The organism is Nocardioides caeni, assembly GCF_004912195.1.
GTDB classification, from domain to species: Bacteria; Actinomycetota; Actinomycetes; order Propionibacteriales; family Nocardioidaceae; genus Nocardioides; species Nocardioides caeni.
Genome location: NZ_STGW01000012.1, coordinates 19,383 through 38,108 on the forward strand (window position 1 = coordinate 19,383; position 18,726 = coordinate 38,108).

Genomic DNA, 18,726 nt, shown 5'->3' on the forward strand with positions numbered 1-18,726 from the left:
TCCGGTGCTTTTGCCCCGGGACTACCGTCCAGCGGGTTCCGATCAGCCCTGCAGGGCCTGGATCGCGGCGTGGATCGACAGCGTGCGCTCGGCGGACTCGACGTGGAGGCTCTCGACCATCTTGCCGTTGTAGGTGACGACGCCCGAGCCCTTCCCGTCCTCCCACGCCTGGATCAGGCCGCGGGCGTCCTCGACGGCCTGCTCGCTCGGCGCGAAGCCGGTGTTGGCGCCCTCGACCTGGCCGGGGTGGATCAGCGTCTTGCCGTCGAAGCCCATCTGGCGGCCCTGCTCGACCTCGGCGAGGAAGCCGTCGGTGTCCTTCACGTTGTTGTAGACGCCGTCGATGATGACGATGCCGGCGGCGCGGGCCGCGAGCAGCGCGAGGCCGAGGCCGGTGATCACGGGCTGGCGGCCGGGGACGTGCTCGGCGTAGAGCTCCTTGACGAGGTCGTTGGTGCCCATCACGAAGCCGGTGAGGCGGTCGGAGGCCTGGGCGATCGAGAGCGCGTTGAGCATGCCGATCGGGGTCTCGACCATGGCCCACAGCGTGGTCTTCGCCGGCGCGCCGGCGGTCTCGAGGGCAGCCACGAGCTGCTGGACCTCCTCGGCGGAGTTCACCTTGGGGACGAGCACCACGTCGGGACCGGCCGCGGCGGCGGCCCGGATGTCGTCGTCGTGCCACTCGGTGCCGATGCCGTTGACCCGGATGATCAGGTGACGACGGCCGTACTCGCCCGACGCGACCGCGGCGGCGGCGGCCTCGCGGGCGGCGGGCTTCGCGTCGGGGGCGACGGCGTCCTCGAGGGCGAAGATGATCGCGTCGGCGGGGAGCGTCTTCGCCTTCTCCAGCGCCCGCTCGTTGGAGCTGGGCATGTAGAGGACGGAGCGCAGCGGCTTGAACTCGGTCATGGTGATCAGGCCTCCGGGGTCTCGATGGCGTCGTAGGTGGCCTTGAGGTCGGGGTCGATCTCGGCCAGCTTCTCGGCGAGCTCGACGAGGACCAGGCACTGCTTGAGGGAGGCGTCGTCCTCCATCTTGCCGTCGATCATCACGGCGCCGGTGCCGTCGCCCATGGCGGCGACCACGCGACGGGCGTGGGCGATGTCCTCGACGCTGGGGGAGAAGACGCGGTTGGCGATCTTGATCTGCACGGGGTGCAGCGACCACGTGCCGACGCAGCCGAGCAGGAAGGCGTTGCGGAACTGGTCCTCGCAGGCGACGGTGTCCTTGATGTCGCCGAACGGCCCGTAGTAGGGGTAGATGCCGTGCGTCGCGCAGGCGTCGACCATCTTGGCGATCGTGTAGTGCCACAGGTCCTGCTGGAAGATCGCGCGCTTCGCGTCGAGGTCGGGCAGGCCGTCCTCGCCGCGGGGGGCGTCCTCGCGCACGAGGTAGCCGGGGTGGCCGCCGCCGACGCGGGTGGTCTTCATCTTGCGGTCGGCCGCGAGGTCGGCCGGGCCGAGCGAGAGGCCTTGCATGCGCGGGGAGGCGCCGCAGATCTCCTCGACGTTGGCCACGCCGCGGGCGGTCTCGAGGATGGCGTGGATCAGGATCGGCTTGGTGATGCCGGCCTTCGCCTCGAGCTGGGCGAGGATCCGGTCGACGTAGTGGATGTCCGCAGGCTCCTGCACCTTGGGCACCATGATCACGTCGAGCTTCTCGCCGATCGCGGGCACCAGCGTGGTGAGGTCGTCGAGCACCCAGGGGCTGTCGAGCGAGTTGATCCGCGTCCACAGCTGGGTCGGGCCGAAGTCGGTGGCCTGCGCGATCCGCACGAGCCCCTCGCGGGCGGCGACCTTGTTGTCGGCCTTGACGGCGTCCTCGAGGTTGCCGAGCAGCACGTCGACGGTGCCGACCATGTCAGGGATCTTCGCGGCCATCTTCTCGTTCGACGGGTCGAAGAAGTGGATGGCGCGGCTGGGCCGGGCGGGGATCTCGCGCAGCGGGGCCGGGGCACCCACGGCGAGCGGTCGGAAGAAGTCCTTGGCGCTCTTGTGACTCACGTTGCGACAACCTACCGGCGGGTCACCTGGTTCGGGTATGACGGATGTCTCGCCGCGGACGCAGGAAGCCGGCCACCAGCGGAGCGAGGGTGTCGGCGCTGGTCACGAGGCCCAGGTGTCCGTCGGGGTAGACGTGCAGCGTCGCGTTCGGCAGCAGCCGCGTCATGATGCGCGCGTTGACGAGCGGGATGATCGGGTCGTCGTCGCCGGCGAGGACCAGCGTGGGCTGCCGGATCAGCGGCAGCGCGGGGAGGCTGGACCAGCCCGCCCCGGCCAGCAGCTGCAGCAGGTAGCCCTTGCGCGAGCCCACCCGGGAGTGGTCGTGCATCAGGCGTCGTACGTCGTCGGGCCGGTCGCGCATCTGCCCGCCATAGAGCTCGGCGGCGACCTGGACGGCGTAGTCGGGATCGCGGTAGCGCTGCGGGGTGATCATCTTGCGCAGCACCCGTGGCGGGGCGGGCACCATCAGCGAGCCGGTGGCGGTGCTGACCAGCACCAGTCGCCGGCAGCGGCGGGGCTGCTGGAAGGCGATCTGCTGCGCGAGTCCGCCGCCCCACGAGATGCCGAGGACGTCGTACTCCTCGAAGCCGAGCCGGCTCATCATCGCGCCGATGCCGACGGTGAGCAGCGCGAAGTTGTAGGGCACCTTCGGGTCCGGCGACCCGCCGACGCCCGGGACGTCGAAGAGCACCACCCCTATCCGTGGGTCGAGCGCGTCGACGAACGGCTGCAGCAGGTCCAGGCTGGCGCCGATGCCGTTGCACAGGAGGAGCGGCGGCCCGGGTTCCGTGCCCGGCCGTACGGCGACCCGGACCGAGTGTCCGAGGACGGTGAGCTGGCGCAGCTCCAAGGCGGGTGACCTCACTTGTCGAAGACGTAGGTGCCGGGCGCCTCGGCGAGTGGCCGCAGCCGGACCGAGCCCAGCTCCTTCGGCGCCGGCTCGAGGTCGCCGCAGCGCTCGTCGAGCCAGCCGGTCACGTCATGCCACCACGTGCCCTCGTGGGTCTCCGCACTCTTGAGCCAGGTCTTCGCGTCGGGGGTGGGGTCGTCGTTGGTGTGGAAGGTCGCCTTCGGATTGCCCGGCGGGTTCACCAGCGCGGCGATGTGGCCGCTGGTCGACAGCACGAAGCGCGACCTGCCGCCGAAGAGCTGGGTGGTGCGGAAGCAGTTCTCCCACGGCGTGATGTGGTCGGCGATCCCGGCGACGATGTAGCTGTCGATGGTGACCGCGCCGAGGTCGATCGGCACGCCGAGCACGTTGACGGCGCCGGACCGGGTGAGCTGGTTGCCGACCGCCATGTCGACGAAGTCGGCGTGGAGGCCCGCGGACATCCGCGTCGTGTCGGCATTCCAGAAGAGGATGTCGAAGGCAGGCGGCCGCTTGCCGAGCAGGTAGTTGTTGACCCAGTAGTTCCAAATCAGGTCGCTCGGCCGCAACCATGCGAAGACCTCCGCCAGGGAGCGGCCGTCCAGGTAGCCCTGCTTCGCCGAGCGGGCCTTCGCCAGCGTCGCCATCCTCGGATCGGTCAGCGCCGAGACGGTCCCCGCCTCGTGGTTGTCGATGACGGTCACGGCGAGCACGACCCCGGCCAACCGGTCCTGGCGGCCGATGCCGGCGAGGTAGGCCGCCACGATGCTCGCGAGGATGCCGCCCGAGCAGATGCCGGCGAGCACCGTCCGGTCGCTGCCGGTGATCTCCTCGACGGCATCGAGCGCGTCCAGGATCGCGCGGGCGTAGGTGTCGAAATTCCAGGCAGCGTGCCGGGCGTCCGGGTTGCGCCACGAGATCACGAACATCTGGCGCCTGTTCTGCACGCAGAACTCGACCAGGCTCCGGCCCGGCGCCAGGTCGACGGCATAGAACTTGTTGATCGTCGGCGGGACGATCATCACCGGCACCTCGTAGACCTCGTCGGACTGCGGCGCGTAGTGGATCAGCTCGAGCACCTCGTTGCGGAAGACCACCGCGCCCGGCGTCGCTGCGACGTTCTCGCCGAGTCGAAACCCGGAGGTGTCGACCATGTCCGGGATCCGCGGGGCGGACGCGAGGTCCTTGACGAGCTGCGCCCCACCGCGGGCCAGGCTCAGGCCGGCGGTGTCGATGACCGCCTTGGCCGACGCCGGGTTGACCAGCGGCACGTTGCTCGGCGCGATCGCCTCGACGACGTTCTCCACCAGGAAGCGGACCCGCTTGCGGTCGCGCGGGTCGAGATCGGCGTCGTCGATCAGCTGCTCGGCGGTCTTGCCTCCGGCCAGGTAGAGCTGGACCAGCCGGCGCAGCAGCGGATTGTCCGTCCAGCCGACGTCGGTGAACCGTCGGTCGCCGCGCCGCGGCGCCAGCTCCGACGTCCCGGCGGCGATCCGCGCGGCCTCGGCGGCGAGGTCCCCGAGCCGGCGGGCCGTGGTGCGCGGCCGGCGGGCCAGGGAGACGGCCCACTTCGCGGTGGACGCGTCGGGGAGGAAGCGGCGGACGGGGCCGAGGGCCGCGTCGACCAGCAGGGCGTCCAGCGGGGCGGCGGTGTCGGCGTCGGCGAGACGGGCGGGCGTGGTGGTGCTCATCGAAGTCTCCTCGTGAGGGTGCGAGTGGGTCGACGGCGGTGTCGGGTGGTGCTCCCAGCCTCGCCCCCGGAGGCCTCCGGGGGCATCGGGCCACCGCACCGACTTCCTCCGCTGGTTGTGTGCCTGAGCACAAGACCCGCCACGCGGATTACTGTGAGCCCGTGGTCGGAGTCGAGGTCGCCCCGCAGGTGCGAGCGATGAGTCGCGAGCTCCTCGACGAGGTCGACCAGCTCGGTCGCGAGATGGCCGCCCGCATCCGCACCGACGTGCCGGCCTATGCCGCGGAGGACGTGGTGGCCGCCGGCGAGCTGGACCGGTCGTGCGTCACCAACATGCACTACGTGCGCAGCCACCTGGCCGGCGTCGACGCCCGCCTCGACATCCCCCGCAGCACCGGCGCCCAGCGCGCCGACCAGGGCGTCCCCTATGCCATGGTGCTGCAGGCCTACCGGGTCGGCGCCCGCTTCATCTGGGAGCTCATGGTCGAGCGCGGCGGGCCGGAAGACCGCGACGTGCTGCTCCTGGCCGCCGCTGACATCTGGGCCGTCAGCGACGAGCTCGCCGCCGCCGTCACCGAGGCCTACCGTGGCGCCGTCGTCGATCGCGTGCGCCGCGACGGCCAGATGCGCGCGGTTGCCGTCGCCGACCTGCTGGACAGCGCCACGGCGGCGGGCGAGGTGGGCCGGGCCGCGGAGATCCTCGGCCTCGCGGGCTCGACGCGCTTCGTTGTCGTGTCGGCCGAGGCCGACGAGCCGGGCGCCGAGAGCCTGCCCGGCGTCGAGCGCCTGCTGCGCCAGCGCAACCTCGCCTCCGCCTGGCGCCTCGACCACGACCACCACGAGGGCATCGTCGCGGTCCGCGACCCCCCGCCACTGGACGAGGTCGCGAGATGGCTCGGCGAGATCGCCACCTCCCGGGTCGGGCTGAGCGACCCCGTCGACCGGCTCACGGACATCCCGCTCGCGCGACAGCAGGCCCGGGTGGCACTGGCCGCGGCCACTCCCGGCAGCACCGAGGTCGTGCGCTACGGCGAGCGGCCCCTCGCCGTACTCCTGGCGAGCAGTCTGGAGCAGTCCGAGCTCCTCGTCGGCGCTGTCCTCGCGCCGGTGCTCGCGATGGCGCCCGAGGACCGGGCCGTCATCGTCGACACCGCGCGCGCTTGGCTCGCCGCTGGGGGCTCGACGTCCGCGGCCGCGCGCGAGCTGCACGTGCACCGCAACACCGTGCGCTACCGGATCCGCCGACTCGAGGAGGTCACCGGCCGTGACCTCGCCCGGCCCGTCGACGCCGCCGAGCTCTATGTCGCGCTCGAGTGCCTCCGGATCCTCGGACTCGCGGGTGCTCCGGGCGCCAGTCCCTGATCAGGCCAGCGCGAAGTAGCGCAGGTAGACGTAGCCCCACGCGACGAGCAGGGTCGCGACGGTCGTGACGACGCCGTACCTGGTGAACTGCCAGAAGCTGATCGGCTCGCCGGCCTTGGCGGCGATCCCGAGTACGACGACGTTGGCGCCGGCGGCCACCGCGGTGGCGTTGCCGCCGAGGTCGGCGCCGAAGACGAACGACCACCACAGCGGGCTGTCCGCTCCCGACGTCGGCGTCGCAGCGACCATCTCCTCCACGATCGGGACGGTGGCCGTCGTGTAGGGGATGTTGTCGACGAAGGCGCCGACGACGCCGGAGCCGAAGAGCAGCACCGTGGACGCCAGCAGCTCGCGGTCGCCCATCGCCTCGGCGGCCAGCTCGCTGATGCGGCCGATGATCCCGACCTGCACGAGCGAGCCCACGAGCACGAAGAGCGCCATGAAGAAGGCGAGCGTGCCCCACTCGACCTCCTCGAGGAACTCCTCGGGCTCGGTGCGCGAGACCAGCACGGTCGCGCCGGCGCCCAGCATCGCGACCATCGACGGATCGAGATGGAGGACGGTGTGGAGGCTGAAGGCGACCATGACCAGCCCCAGCACGGCCAGGCAGCGCACCAGCATCCGCATGTTGGTGATCGCGTCGGCCGGGCGCAGGTCGGCGAGCACGTCGCCGCCGATCCCGACCTCATGCCGCAGGTCGCGTCGGAACAGCCAGCGCGCCATCACCACGAAGCCCGCGAGCAGGATGACCGTGAGCGGCAGGGAGTGCACGAGGAAGTCGAGGAAGCTCAGGCCCGCCCGGCTGCCGATGATGATGTTGGGTGGGTCGCCGATGAGCGTGGCGGTGCCGCCGATGTTGGAGGCGAGGATCAGCGAGATGAGGTACGGCGCGGACGGCAGGCCGAGCTGGCGGCACACCGACAGCGTGACGGGTGCGACCAGCAGCACGCAGGTGACGTTGTCGAGGATCGGGGCGACCGTCGCGCTGATGAGCACCAGCAGGACGAGCAGGCGGTAGGGGTCGCCGCCCGACCGCTTCGCCGCCCACAGCGCCAGGAACTCGAACAGCCCGGTCTGCTTGAGGACACCGACGATGATCATCATCCCGAACAGCAGGAAGATGACGTTCCAGTCGATGCCCGTGTGGTGGTCGAAGAAGGCCGACTCCGCGTCCACCAGGCCGACGACCGCCATCGCGGCCACACCGCCGAGTGCGGCCGCCACCCGGTGGACCCGCTCGGTCGCGATCAGGGCATAGGCGACGATGAAGATGGACAGGGCGGCGGAGGTGAGGATCACGCCGCCCCGCTCCCGACACGGGTCACACCGAGCGCCCGCGCGGAGCTCATCGGCTCGAGCGACTCGTACCAGCCCGCCAACCGGCCGTACCTGCTGACCGATCGCAGCCGATCCTCGACGTCCTCGACCCTGCCGAGGGCGGTCACCACGAGCACGTGGTCACCGGTGCGGAGCGTCGTGCGGCCCGTCGGCACGAGCGCGTCCTTGCCGCGGGTGATGAGCGAGACCGCCGCACCGGGCGGCAGCCTCAGCTCGTCGACCTCGACCCCCGCCAGCCGCGACTCCGGCTCCACCTCGAAGCGCAACAGCACCCCGTCCATCCGGTCGAGCGTCGCGAAGCCGATCGACACCTTGTGGACGAAGCTGCCCTTCTCCGCCCAGCGCGGCTGCCGCCCCCGCCCGATCGCCAGGCCGACGGCGAAGCCGATCGCCGCACACAGCATCCCGGCCGAGATCGCCAGCTCCAGGCCGGCGCTCATGCGTCGGCTCCGGTGGCGTCGTCGCCGGACGGCGAGGCCAGCAGGTGCTCGGCGGCGACGACCTCGATCGACAGGAGCTCCGCGCCCAGGCCCCGCAGCGGCAGCGCCACGACCTCCTCGATCTCCGGCAGTCGCCGGCCGTGGGAGTGAGCGAGCGCGTCGAGCCGCTGGCGTCGTACCCACTCCGCGGCGGCGGGAACGATCAGTGCGAGGGCGACCCGCTCGAGGTCCGCGCCGGACAGGGTCGGTGAGGACAGGCGCGCATCCAGCAGCAGCCGCAGGTCGGCGTCCTCGACGGTGCGGGCTCGCGTCATCAGCGGCACGTTCCGCAGGACCTGGCTGCCGCCGCCCTCGCCCCGGGGACGGGATCCGTCGCTCCAGTCGGTCGTCCAGCGGCCGAGTGCGCGACGGAGACGAGCGAGGGCGGGCGGCATGCTTCCAGCCTTGTTGCGGAGGGGCCGGGGCGGTATGGGTGCTACCCCCCATTTCGGCGCGATCGACGCCCATTCGCTGGTCGTGGACGACGTCGTCGGCGAAGGTGGGGGCGTGCGGCTCCTCAACTCCTCCCTCTACTGGAAGGTCTGCCTGATCAACGGGGCCGTGCTGTGCGCCGCGGCGGTCGTGCTGCTGCTGTCGCCCGCCCGGGTCTCGCGCCAGGTCGTCGTCTCCGAGGCGATCGTCCTCGTCGTCGGCCTCGCCCTGGTCCTGGCCGTCACCGCCCTGCTGCTGCGCACCGCGCTCGGGCCCGTCGACCGGGTGATCCGGGAGATGGCAGGAGTGCAGATCGGGGGAGTCGGGCAACGCATCGAGGCCACCGGCGACGGACCCGGCGCCCGGCTGGTGCGCAGCTATCACGCCATGCTGGACCGGCTGGAGAGCGAGCAGCGCGCCGCCAACGCCCAGGCCCTCGCGGCCCAGGAGGCCGAGCGGCACCGCATCGCACGCGAGCTGCACGACCAGATCGGGCAGAGCCTGACCGTGGTGCTGCTCGGGCTCAAGCAGGTCGAGGACCTCGCGCCTGAGGGGCTGCGATCCGAGCTGGCGCTGCTGCGGGAGAGTGCGCGCGCCGGTCTGGACGACGTACGACGAGTGGCGCGGGAGCTGCGCCCCGGCGTGCTGGAGGACCTCGGCCTGCTGGCCGCGCTGGCTGCGCTGGCGACCGATGTCGCCGCGCACGGGGGCCCACTGGTCCGCCGTACGTTCGCGCCGGGGCTGCCCGATCTCACCGCCGACGCGGAGATCGTCGTCTACCGGGTCGCGCAGGAGGCGCTGACCAACGTCGTGCGCCACGCCGACGCCAGCCGGGTCGACCTCTCGCTGCTGCGGATCGGCTCCGACCTCGTGCTCGAGGTGGCCGACGACGGCCGCGGTCTCGGCGGCACGCCGGAGCAGGTCGCGGGCACCGGGATGGCCGGCATGCACGACCGGGCCGCGCTGGTCGGTGGTGCGGTCGAGATGACCACGGGCCAGCGCGGCACCACGGTGCGGCTGCGGATCCCGGTCTCGGTCTCGGCGTCGGCGGGGCCGTCAGGGTCGTCGTCGGCGGGGGAGGGCCGGTGATCCGCGTCCTGCTGGCCGACGACCATGCGCTCGTGCGGCGCGGCGTACGACTGATCCTCGAGCAGCAGCCGGACATCGAGGTGGTCGCCGAGGCCGCCGACGGGGCCGAGGCCGTGGCCCTGCTGCGCCAGCAGGAGGTCGACCTGGTCGTGCTGGACATCGCGATGCCGACGATGACCGGTCTGCAGGCGGCGCGCGAGATCGCCCGCCGGCGTGAGCCGCCGCGGATCCTGATGCTGTCGATGCACGACAACGAGCAGTACTTCTTCGAGGCCCTCAAGCTCGGTGCCAGCGGCTATGTCCTCAAGTCCGTCGTCGACGAGGACCTCGTCGAGGCGTGTCGGGCGGCGATGCGTGGCGAGGCGTTCGTCTATCCGGGCGCGATGGGCGCGATCGTCCGCGACTACCTCGACCGGCTCGCCCGTGGCGACCGGGTGCCCGAGACCGTGCTGACCCCCCGCGAGGACGAGGTGCTCAAGCTCATCGCCGAGGGCCGCTCCACCCGCGAGATCGCCCGCTTCCTCACCATCAGCGAGAAGACCGTCGAGAAGCACCGCTCCAACATCCTCGCCCGCCTCGGCATGAACGACCGGACCCAGCTCACCCGCTATGCCATCCGGGCGGGCCTCGTCGAGCCGTGAGGTGGTGGGTCGCTCGTCGTTGGGGATAGTCCCTGCCCAAAAGCACCGAAACGAGGCCCTTTTTGGTGCTTTTGGGCAGGGACTATCCCAGCGGTGCGCCGGCCGCGAGCCACGTTCGGGGCAAGTGGCCTGTGGAGGAAGGACGCCATTCACAGGCGGTACGACGGGCAGGGCCACCGTGTCGCAGGGGCGACGCACGCTGCCGGGATGGTGCAGTGGGAGCAGCCGCGTCCGGGACTGGTGCGACCGGTCCGCCTCGACCCGTCCGGGGTTCGGGGACCCACGCGCGGCCAGGCGCGCAACCGCTCTCGCTACCGCCGGTCCAGCTTCGGGTTCTATGTCCCGGCGACGGCCGACCGCGGCAACGTCGAGCAGCGCATCGTCGAGGCCGCTGCCGCATCAGGCCCGGGCACGCGGTGACCGGCTGGGCAGCGCTGCGGTGGATGGGCGGCGCGTGGTTCGCGGGCATCGGTCCGGACGGTGGGCACCTCCCGGTGCCACTGCTCATCAGCACCTTCGACGTCGATGCCCAGGAAGGTTTCACGGTGTGCGGGGAGGGAGTCGGACCCGCTCACATCCGTGTCGTTGACGGCATCCCGGTCACGTCGCCAGCCTGGTCGGTCTCCTTCGCAATGAGGTATGCCGAGACCCTTCGAGAGGCCGTGATCGCGCTGGACATGGCCGCCTACTCCGACCTCGTCTCTCTCACGGAGGTCGCCGCGATCATCGGGCACCAGTCGTCGTGGACCGGCGTGCCGCAGGCACGCGAGGCGCTGGCGCTGGGCGACGAGAACTCGTGGTCGCCGCGGGAGACGGCCATGCGACTGACCTGGCAGCTGGGCGTCGAGGGCGCGCGGCCGCGGTCGAACCTCCCGTTGTTCGACCGCGGGGGCCGCCACATCGGCACCCCGGACCTGATCGACGTCGCGGCAGGTGTCGCGGCCGACTACGACGGCGTCACTCACCTCGGTCGCGAGCAGCGCCGCGCGGACCGCTCGCGGGACGAGCTGTTCGTCGCTCACGGGATCGAAATGGTGCGCTGGCTGTCAGGTGACCGGCCCGGCGACTTCCTGGCGCGGCTCCACCTCGCCTACGAGAGTGCTGGGCGTCGTACCGGCGAACGGTCGTGGGTCGCCGATCCGCCACCGCGGTGGACATCCACCGTGACGGTCGCCACGCGCCGGGCGCTCTCCGACCACCAGCGGTCGAGGTTCCTGCGCTACCGGATCGGCTGAGGCCGTCTCCGGAGATAGTCCCTGCCCAAAAGCACCGATTTGAGGCCCATTTCGGTGCTTTTGGGCAGGGACTACCCCGAACGGCGACTCACAGCGGGACGTCGGCGCGGCGGTCGTCGCAGGACACCCGGCCGTGCGGCTCGCGGGAGAACTGCTCGTCATAGAGGCGCTTGTAGAGGCCGCCAGCGGCGAGGAGGTCGGCGTGGGTGCCCTGCTCGACGACGCGGCCGTCCTCGAGGCCGAAGATCACGCTGGCGGAGCGGATCGTCGAGAGGCGGTGGGCGATGGCGATCGTGGTGCGGGAGCGGGTGGCACGCTCCAGCGCCTCCTGGACCAGGCGCTCGGTCTCGTTGTCGAGGGCTGACGTGGCCTCGTCGAGGATCAGGATCGCGGGGTCCTTGAGCAGCACGCGGGCGATCGCGAGCCGCTGCTTCTCGCCGCCGGAGAGGCGGTAGCCGCGCTCGCCGGTGACGGTCTCGTAGCCCGCGGGGAAGCCCGTGATCCGGTCGTGGATGTTGGCGTCGCGCGCCGCCTGCTCGATCTCGTCGGCCGTCGCGCCGGGCCGGGCGTAGGCGATGTTGTCGCGGATCGTGCCGTGGAAGAGATAGGGCTCCTGCGTCACCATGCCGACCGCGTCGGCGAGCGAGGAGAGGGTGAGGTCGCGGACGTCGTGGCCGTCGATGAGCACGGCGCCGTCGGTGACGTCGTAGAACCGCGGCACGAGGTACGTCGCCGTCGTCTTGCCGCTGCCCGAGGGGCCCACGATCGCGGCGAGCTGACCGTGCTCGACCACGAGCGAGACGTCCTGCAGGGCCCACGGCTCCGGAGCCCCGGCTGCCTCGGTGCGCTGGCCGTCGCCATCCACCCCGATGCGGACGCCCGTGTCGCCGAAGCGGTCGCGGTCGGCGGTCCCGGACAGCGAGCGGGCCTCCGGGTAGCGGAAGCTCACCCCGCGGAGCTCGACGCGACCACGGACGGTCCGGGGGTCGAGGGCGACCGCGCCGGGACGCTCGGTGATGGCGGGCTCCAGGTCGAGGTACTCGAAGATGCGCCGGAAGAGGGCGAGCGAGGTCTGCACGTCGAGGGTCACCCGCATCAGCTGCATCAGCGGCATCTGCAGCCGCCCCTGCAGCGTCGTGAACGCGACGAGGGTCCCCGCGGTCAGCTGGTCCTCGCCGACGGGCAGCGAGCCGGTGATGATCCAGCCGGCCGCCAGGTAGATCAGGGCTGGCGTGATCGCGAAGAACGTCTGCACCACCGCGAAGAAGGTGCGCCCGGTCATCGCCTGCTCCACCTGCAACCGGGTCTGGGTGCGATTGGCCTCGCGATAGCGGTCGACCTCGGCCGCCGAGCGGTTGAACACCTTGGCGAGCAGGATCCCGCTCACCGACAGGGCCTCCTCGGTGATCGCCGTCATCTCCGACAGCGACTCCTGCGTCCGGCGCGCCAACCGCTGCCGTCGCCGCCCGACCCGCAGCTGCAGCACCACGAACAGCGGCATCAGGACGAGCGTCAGGATCGTCAGCTGCCACGAGAGCACCACCATCGCGACGAACGCCGCACCCACCGTGACGGAGTTCTGCACGATCGTCGTCGCCGTGTCGGTCAGCACGGTGCGGACCCCGGCCACGTCGTTGGCGAGGCGGGACTGGATCGCGCCCGTCTTGGTGGCGGTGAAGAACGCCAGCTCCATCTTCTGCAGGTGCTCGAAGAGGTCGCCGCGCAGGTCGGCCATCGCCGAGTTCCCGACGGTCGAGGTCAGCCAGTTCTGCCCGATCCCGATCAGCGCGGTCGCCACCGGGATCGCGCACATCCCCGCCACCAGCCAGGCCAGCAGGTCGAGCCGCGGATCGCCGCCGTCGAGGGGGAACAGTGCGTCGTCGAACACCGCCCGGGTCAGGAACGGCACGACCGACTGCAACGCCGCGGACACGACCACGGCGACCAGGACCATCGCGATCTTGCCGCGATAGGGCCGCAGCATCCGGGCCACGCGCGGCAGGACCGGCGCGGTGCCCGCGAGGTCGCTCGCGGTGAGGTGGGTGACGACCGGGCTGGGACGCGGCATCAGCCGCCGGTCCCGCTGTCGGACGGTTGAGCTGCCGGTGAGGTGGCCGCTGAGGTTGCTGCGGTCCAGCCGGCGCCCCATCGGCCGCGGTGCGCCACCTCCTGCCAGGGAGTACGACGCCGCCGGCTCGCCGACCCCCGCGCGCCCGTCGCCCGGGGGGCCGGGTGGCCGATCGTGATGGCGCCGACGGGATGCGGCGCCTCCTCCTCGGCGGTGTCGGGCGGGTCGAGAAGGCCCAGCTGAGCGCGGACTGCGTCGACGCGGTCGGGGACGAGACCGAAGAAGCAGGCCCCGAGACCGGCGTCGGTCACCGACTGGAGGATCAGCAGCGAGGCCATCGCGGTGTCGAGGTGCCAGTAGGGCATCGCCCAGCGGCTCTCGTCGCGGTCGCCCAGTCGTGCGCGCTGCTTGTCGGGCTCGGCATAGCGGTCGAGGTAGGCGTCGCGGCGGCTGCACGGCACGACCACGACCGGCGCGGACATCATCCCGGCGAGCCAGCGATCGGGCTCGCCGCCGGGGAGTGCGGCATCGGTCTGGGCGGCCCAGAAGCCGCCGACCGCCTCCGGGGTGTCGAGCACGATGAACGCCCAGCCCTGCGAGAAGCCGGCGCTCGGCGCGCGGGTGGCGTGCTCGAGGGCGCGCTCCACGACCAGCGGGTCGACCGGGTCGGAGGTGTAGGCGCGCGTCATCCTGCGCGTCCGGACCACCTCGCTGAACTCCACCGGCCCAGCCTAGGAGACACCTTGGAAGGATGAGGTGGCACCGGTCGGGATCTCTAAGGCACTCGCCCGATGTGCGGGCCTACCTCAGGACACCAGTCTCGAGGCATGAGCCACGAGACCCGCCAACAGACCAGCGGCGACGACTTCCTCGCCGAGAACGACTACCCCCGCCAGCGCAGCGCGCGCCGCCTCCTGTCGCGCCGCGGCCAGCGTCGCCTGGAGAACGCGCACGACCGCTACGTGACCCCCGACTACACGGTGATGCGGGGCTTCCTCTGACCCTCATCGGGCGCGGACTGTCGGAGCCGCACGCCATGATGGGTGTCGTGCCCGTCCACAGCAGCCCGACCATGGTCGGGCGCGATGCCGAGCTCGCCGACGTGCGGGCCGTGCTCGCGGAGGTGGCGGGCGCCGAGAGCACCCCGACGGCGCGCCGTGCGGTGCTCCTGGCCGGCGACGCCGGCGTCGGCAAGACCCGCCTGCTGCGCACCCTGCGTGACCACGCGCTGGCCGACGGCTGGCAGGTGCTCGCCGGGCACTGCCTCGACTTCGGCGAGAGCGCCCTGCCCTACCTGCCGTTCAGCGAGGTGCTCGGCCGCCTGGTCGCCGACCACCCCGATGTCGTCGCCGGCGTCGCCGAGCGGCATCCCGCGCTGCAACGGCTGCTGCCCGGGCGTCGTACGAGAGCGGCGGAGGCGACCACCTCCGACGACCTGGCCCATGCGCCCGATCGCGGCGCCACCTTCGTCGCGGTCCACGCGATGCTCGAGGCGGCGGCGCTCGACAGCCCGCTGTTGCTCGTGCTCGAGGACCTGCACTGGGCCGACGCCTCCACACGTGAGGTCCTCGGCTTCCTCGTCACGCGCCCCTTCGACGCGCCCGTCGCGATCGTGGCGTCCTACCGCTCCGACGACCTGCACCGTCGCCACCCCCTGCGCCGCGACCTCGCCGAGTGGTCGCGGCTCCCGCAGGTCGCCCGCCAGGCGCTGGCGCCGCTGCCCGACGACGTCGTGCGCTCGCTCGTCGGCGCCCTCGCCGCCGACGCCCTCGACGGCGACGCCGTGAGCCGGATCGTGGAGCGAGCCGAGGGCAACGCCTTCTTCGTCGAGGAACTCGTCGCCTCCGGCGCCTGCCCCGACGGAGAGGTGCCCGCCGACCTCGCCGACCTCCTCCTGGTGCGGCTCGACCGGCTCGGCGACGACGCCCGTCAGGTCGTCCGTGCCGCCAGCGTCGCCGGGCGGCGCGTCAGCCACGACCTGCTCGTCGCCGCCTCCGGCCTGCCGGCCGAGGTCGTCGACGCCGCGCTCCGGCAGGCCGTCGAGATGCACGTGCTCGAGGCCACGGGGGAGCGCTACGCCTTCCGGCACGCCCTGCTCGGCGAGGCGGTCTATGACGACCTGCTGCCCGGCGAGCGCGTGCGCCTCCACGCCCGCTGCGCCCAGGTCCTCGCCGACGGCGCCGCCGCCGGCACGGCCGCCGAGCTCGCCCGGCACGCCCGCCGCGCCAACGATCTCGACCGGGCGGTGACCGCCGCGCTCGCGGCCGGGGAGGAGGCGCTGTCCGTCGGCGGTCCGGAAGAGGCTGCGGACCACTTCCAGCAGGCGATGGAGCTGCTCGAGGACCCCGAGCGTCGCGAGCGGCTCGGGATCGACCACTCCAAGGTCGTCGTACGGACCGCCAGCGCCCTCACCACCGCCGGGCACGGCGTCCGTGCCGGACACCTGCTCGCCGCCCAGCTCGCCCAGCTCCCTCCCGACGCCGCGACGACCGCCCGGGCCCGTCTGCTCGTCGAGTACGCCGACGCCCTCGCCGTCACCGACTCCGAGATCGACCCCCTCGACGTCGCGACCGAGGCCGTCGCCGTCGCCCCCGACGGCGACAGTCCCGTGCGGGCGAAGGCGCTGGCCATGCTGGCGCGCCTGCTCGGCAGTCAGGTCCCCCACCGCATCGACGAGGCGGCGGCGGTCGCCACCGAGGCGCTGGGGATCGCCGAGCGACTGGCCATGCCGGTGCTCGCCTCCGAGCTCGTCACCACCCTCAGCGGCCTCCGGGTCTCGACCGTCACCGGCACCGCCCAGGAGGAGCTGCGCCGCTCCCTGGAGCGGGCCACCGAGCGCGCCATCGACGCGGGGGCATTCCGGGCCGAGCTGCGAGCCCGTTGGCTCCTCGGGCGGTCGCACCACGACGCCGGCGAGTGGGCGGACGCAGCCCGGTGGTTCACGTCCGCGATCGAGCGCAGCAGCGCGGCCGGACTGCACTGGGCGCCGTTCAGCCTCGAGGCCCGGTGGCAGCTGGCCTGGGTGCACTACGCCACCGGCGACTGGGACGCTCTCCTCGCCATGGTCGCCGAGCTCGACGCGCTGCCCGGCCCGCCGATCCCGCGCGGCATGGTCGACTGCGCCCGACTGGCGGTCCGCTCCGCCCGCGGCGAGGACGTCGACGCCGAGCTCGCCGGTCTGCGCCGGTTCTGGCCCGACGAGGGCGGGATCGCGACCTATGCCGCCGGCATCGCGCTCGAGCAACAGGCCCGCCGCGGCGACGCCGACGCTGCGCTGGCGACCTACGCCGACGTCGTCGACGTGCTCTCCCGGCTGTGGAGCGAGCAGTTCGGCGCCCGGGTGCGGCTCGCGGCGCAGACCCTCGCCGCGCTGGCCGCGGCCGCGCCGACGGCCTCCGCCGTCCGCAGGGCCACCCTGGTCGCGGACGCCGACCGGCTCGCCCACGACGCTGACGAGGTCCGCACCTTCTTCCGCAGCACGGGCCGCGGCTGGGGACCCGAGGGCGAGATGTGGTCGACCCGCGTCGACGCCGAGCACGCCCGGCTCCGGTGGCTCGCCGGCAATGACGTCGCCCGCGCTGACCTCCTCGACAGCTGGGACCGGACCCTCGACGCCGCACGTGCCTACGGCCACCTCCCGGAGGAGGCGCGGATCAGGGCCACCCGGGCCGCCGTCCTGCGCCTGGTCGGCGAGACCACCCGCGCTGACGAGGAGGAGACCGCGGCCCGTCGGATCGCCGACGCCCTGCGCGCACCGGGCCTGCTCGGCGGCTCCGCCAGCACCTCCGTCAGCACCTCCGCGTCCCGGACTCGCACCGACGCCCCGGCCGGGCAGCTCACCTCCCGGGAGCGCGAGGTCCTCGCCCTCGTGGCCGAGGGTCGGTCCAACGGCGAGGTCGGACGCCAGCTCTACATCACCACCAAGACCGCCAGCGTCCACGTCTCCAACATTCTCGCCAAGCTCGGCGCCGCCACCCGCACGGAGGCCGCCGCCATCGCTCGCCGCGACGGCCTGCTCGACTGACGATGTGACCGCCTGACCCGCTGACGCCGGGGCCGTGAGCGGGTACGTTCGAGCGGTGACGACCGACATCCGCCCGCCCGCTCCCGGCGCGGACGACGACACCCGGGCGCTGACCATGCGCCGCTTCCACCGCACCAGCGCGATCGGCGGCAACACCCCGGCGCCGTCCTTCGACGCCCTGCCGCCCGGCCCGCGCTGGCCCGCCTTCGCGCAGACCGTCGCCCTCATGCGCTTCCGTCACCAGCTGCACCCGTGGCTCCAGCGCCGCTACGGCGACGCCTTCACCCTCAACCTCGTCCCCGGCAACCGACCTCTGGTGCTCTTCACCACCCCCGAGGTGACCAAGGAGATCTTCGCCGGCGACCCCGAGATCTTCCACGCCGGCAAGGGCAACTCCATCCTCGGGCCGATCATGGGCGAGCACTCCCTGCTCCTCCAGGACAGCCGCGAGCACCATCGCGCCCGCAAGCTGATCATGCCCGCCTTCCTCGGCCACGCCCTGCGCGGCTACCGCTCGATGGTCGCCTCCGTCGCCGCCGACGAGGCCGGACGGTGGCACGACGGCGAGGAGTTCCGCTCCCTGGAGCGGATGAACTCCCTCACCCTCGAGGTCATCCTCCGCGTCGTCTTCGGCGTCACCGACGAGACCCGCCTCGCCCGGCTGCGGCCGGCGGTCAACCGCACCGTCGACATCAGCCCCGCGATCCTGCTCGGCTGGGCCTACCCGCGCCTGCAGAAGCTGGGCCCCTGGCGTCGTACGGTCGAGAACCAGGTGGAGCTCGACCGGCTGATGTACGCCGAGATCCGCGAGCGCCGTCGCGCCGGCGACCTCGATCAGCGCACCGACGTGCTGAGCCGCCTGCTGCTCGCCTCCGCCGCCGCCGAGGCCGAGGGGGAGCAGGGCCTCGACGACACCGAGCTCCGCGACCAGCTGGTGACCCTGCTGCTCGCCGGCCACGAGACGACCGCGTCCGCGCTGTCGTGGACCCTGGTCGAGGTCGGCCGGAGCCCCGACCTGCTCGAGCGCACCCAGCGCGCCGTCGACGAGGGCGACGACGCCTGGCTCGAGGCCGTCCTCAAGGAGGCCATGCGGCTGCACCCGATCATCCCGATGGTCGTGCGGACCCTGATGGAGCCCGCCACCGTCGGCGGGTGGGACCTCCCGGCTGGTACGACGGTGGGGCCCTCGATCATCTACAGCCACCAGCGCGAGGCCAACTTCCCCGACCCCGAGGTCTTCCGGCCCGAGCGCTTCCTCGCCACCGACGGCAACGAGGTGCCGGCCCTCAACGTGTGGATCCCGTTCGGCGGCGGTGTGCGCCGCTGCATCGGCGCCGGCTTCTCGCTGATGGAGGGCGTCGAGGTGCTGCGCGAGATCTTCGGCCGCTACGACGTCACCGCCCTCGGGACCGACGTGCCCAAGGTCCGCAACATCACCAGTGTCCCGCGCCGCGGCGCCCGGATCCGGGTGGCCGCTCGCCGCTGACACCCGCAGCC

General features: G+C 72.5%; 17 protein-coding genes. 8 read left to right on the forward strand and 9 right to left on the reverse strand.

Annotation, left to right across the window (positions count from 1 at the left end):
- Nucleotides 1-42: 42 nt before the first annotated feature.
- Genes E9934_RS15275 through E9934_RS15290 form a run of 4 tightly spaced genes read right to left on the reverse strand, consistent with a single transcriptional unit; the run spans nucleotide 43 to nucleotide 4,562 of the window.
- Complete coding sequence (locus tag E9934_RS15275; RefSeq protein WP_136563765.1) at nucleotides 43-909, reverse strand: HpcH/HpaI aldolase/citrate lyase family protein; 867 nt, start codon at nucleotides 907-909, stop codon at nucleotides 43-45.
- Nucleotides 910-914: 5 nt separating this feature from the next.
- Nucleotides 915-2,003 carry an HpcH/HpaI aldolase/citrate lyase family protein gene (locus E9934_RS15280; RefSeq protein WP_136563766.1) on the reverse strand — a complete coding sequence of 363 codons (1,089 nt, stop codon included), beginning with the start codon at nucleotides 2,001-2,003 and terminating at the stop codon, nucleotides 915-917.
- Between the two features lie 22 nt (nucleotides 2,004-2,025).
- Nucleotides 2,026-2,868 carry a poly(3-hydroxyalkanoate) depolymerase gene (gene phaZ / locus E9934_RS15285; protein WP_202977337.1) on the reverse strand — a complete coding sequence of 281 codons (843 nt, stop codon included), beginning with the start codon at nucleotides 2,866-2,868 and terminating at the stop codon, nucleotides 2,026-2,028.
- Nucleotides 2,865-4,562: a PHA/PHB synthase family protein gene (locus E9934_RS15290; RefSeq protein WP_136563767.1), complete on the reverse strand. Its 1,698-nt coding sequence runs from the start codon at nucleotides 4,560-4,562 to the stop codon at nucleotides 2,865-2,867. Before E9934_RS15290 ends, phaZ begins: the two co-directional genes overlap by 4 nt.
- A gap of 197 nt (nucleotides 4,563-4,759) precedes the next feature.
- On the opposite strand from E9934_RS15290, the gene E9934_RS15295 reads away from it, so the two are divergent.
- Nucleotides 4,760-5,923, forward strand: coding sequence for a PucR family transcriptional regulator (locus tag E9934_RS15295; protein WP_136563768.1), 1,164 nt, complete (start codon nucleotides 4,760-4,762; stop codon nucleotides 5,921-5,923).
- On the opposite strand, the gene E9934_RS15300 is transcribed toward E9934_RS15295, so the two are convergent.
- From E9934_RS15300 to E9934_RS19690, 3 genes are read right to left on the reverse strand one after another with little or no spacing between them, the layout of a single operon-like run.
- Complete coding sequence (locus E9934_RS15300; RefSeq protein WP_338036708.1) at nucleotides 5,924-7,222, reverse strand: ArsB/NhaD family transporter; 1,299 nt, start codon at nucleotides 7,220-7,222, stop codon at nucleotides 5,924-5,926.
- A complete protein-coding gene (locus E9934_RS19685) occupies nucleotides 7,219-7,701 on the reverse strand; it encodes a TrkA C-terminal domain-containing protein (protein WP_158295020.1) in 483 nt (160 codons plus the stop codon). Before E9934_RS19685 ends, E9934_RS15300 begins: the two co-directional genes overlap by 4 nt.
- Entirely contained in the window at nucleotides 7,698-8,135 is a 438-nt protein-coding gene (locus E9934_RS19690) for a hypothetical protein (RefSeq protein ID WP_158295021.1), read from the reverse strand. The genes E9934_RS19685 and E9934_RS19690 overlap by 4 nt, the downstream gene beginning before the upstream one ends.
- A gap of 34 nt (nucleotides 8,136-8,169) precedes the next feature.
- Here E9934_RS19690 and E9934_RS15310 point away from each other — a divergent pair, with 34 nt between their 5' ends.
- The 4 genes from E9934_RS15310 (at nucleotide 8,170) to E9934_RS15325 (ending at nucleotide 11,137) form a co-directional block, all read left to right on the forward strand.
- On the forward strand, nucleotides 8,170-9,261 hold the full coding sequence (locus E9934_RS15310; RefSeq protein ID WP_136563770.1) for a sensor histidine kinase: 1,092 nt from the start codon (nucleotides 8,170-8,172) through the stop codon (nucleotides 9,259-9,261).
- Entirely contained in the window at nucleotides 9,258-9,902 is a 645-nt protein-coding gene (locus E9934_RS15315; protein ID WP_202977338.1) for a response regulator, read from the forward strand. The genes E9934_RS15310 and E9934_RS15315 overlap by 4 nt, the downstream gene beginning before the upstream one ends.
- A 207-nt stretch (nucleotides 9,903-10,109) precedes the next feature.
- Nucleotides 10,110-10,322, forward strand: a complete 213-nt coding sequence (locus tag E9934_RS15320) for a hypothetical protein (protein ID WP_136563771.1) — start codon at nucleotides 10,110-10,112, stop codon at nucleotides 10,320-10,322.
- The gene (locus E9934_RS15325) at nucleotides 10,319-11,137 is read left to right on the forward strand and encodes a hypothetical protein (RefSeq protein WP_136563772.1); all 819 of its coding nucleotides are present in this window, start codon (nucleotides 10,319-10,321) and stop codon (nucleotides 11,135-11,137) included. Before E9934_RS15320 ends, E9934_RS15325 begins: the two co-directional genes overlap by 4 nt.
- Before the next feature lie 88 nt (nucleotides 11,138-11,225).
- Here E9934_RS15325 and E9934_RS20490 read toward each other — a convergent pair whose 3' ends face one another.
- Both E9934_RS20490 and E9934_RS15335 read right to left on the reverse strand, forming a co-directional pair.
- Nucleotides 11,226-13,205: an ABC transporter ATP-binding protein gene (locus E9934_RS20490; protein ID WP_136563773.1), complete on the reverse strand. Its 1,980-nt coding sequence runs from the start codon at nucleotides 13,203-13,205 to the stop codon at nucleotides 11,226-11,228.
- Nucleotides 13,205-13,927, reverse strand: coding sequence for a nitroreductase family protein (locus E9934_RS15335; RefSeq protein ID WP_136563774.1), 723 nt, complete (start codon nucleotides 13,925-13,927; stop codon nucleotides 13,205-13,207). The genes E9934_RS20490 and E9934_RS15335 overlap by 1 nt, the downstream gene beginning before the upstream one ends.
- Before the next feature lie 105 nt (nucleotides 13,928-14,032).
- On the opposite strand from E9934_RS15335, the gene E9934_RS19695 reads away from it, so the two are divergent.
- Genes E9934_RS19695 through E9934_RS15345 form a run of 3 tightly spaced genes read left to right on the forward strand, consistent with a single transcriptional unit; the run spans nucleotide 14,033 to nucleotide 18,715 of the window.
- Complete coding sequence (locus E9934_RS19695) at nucleotides 14,033-14,206, forward strand: hypothetical protein (RefSeq protein ID WP_158295022.1); 174 nt, start codon at nucleotides 14,033-14,035, stop codon at nucleotides 14,204-14,206.
- Nucleotides 14,207-14,253: 47 nt separating this feature from the next.
- Nucleotides 14,254-17,229 (forward strand): helix-turn-helix transcriptional regulator, encoded by a 2,976-nt coding sequence (locus E9934_RS15340; RefSeq protein ID WP_158295023.1) that lies wholly within the window; start codon nucleotides 14,254-14,256, stop codon nucleotides 17,227-17,229.
- A 55-nt stretch (nucleotides 17,230-17,284) separates the two neighbouring features.
- Nucleotides 17,285-18,715 (forward strand): cytochrome P450, encoded by a 1,431-nt coding sequence (locus tag E9934_RS15345; protein ID WP_238694992.1) that lies wholly within the window; start codon nucleotides 17,285-17,287, stop codon nucleotides 18,713-18,715.
- Nucleotides 18,716-18,726: the final 11 nt, after the last annotated feature.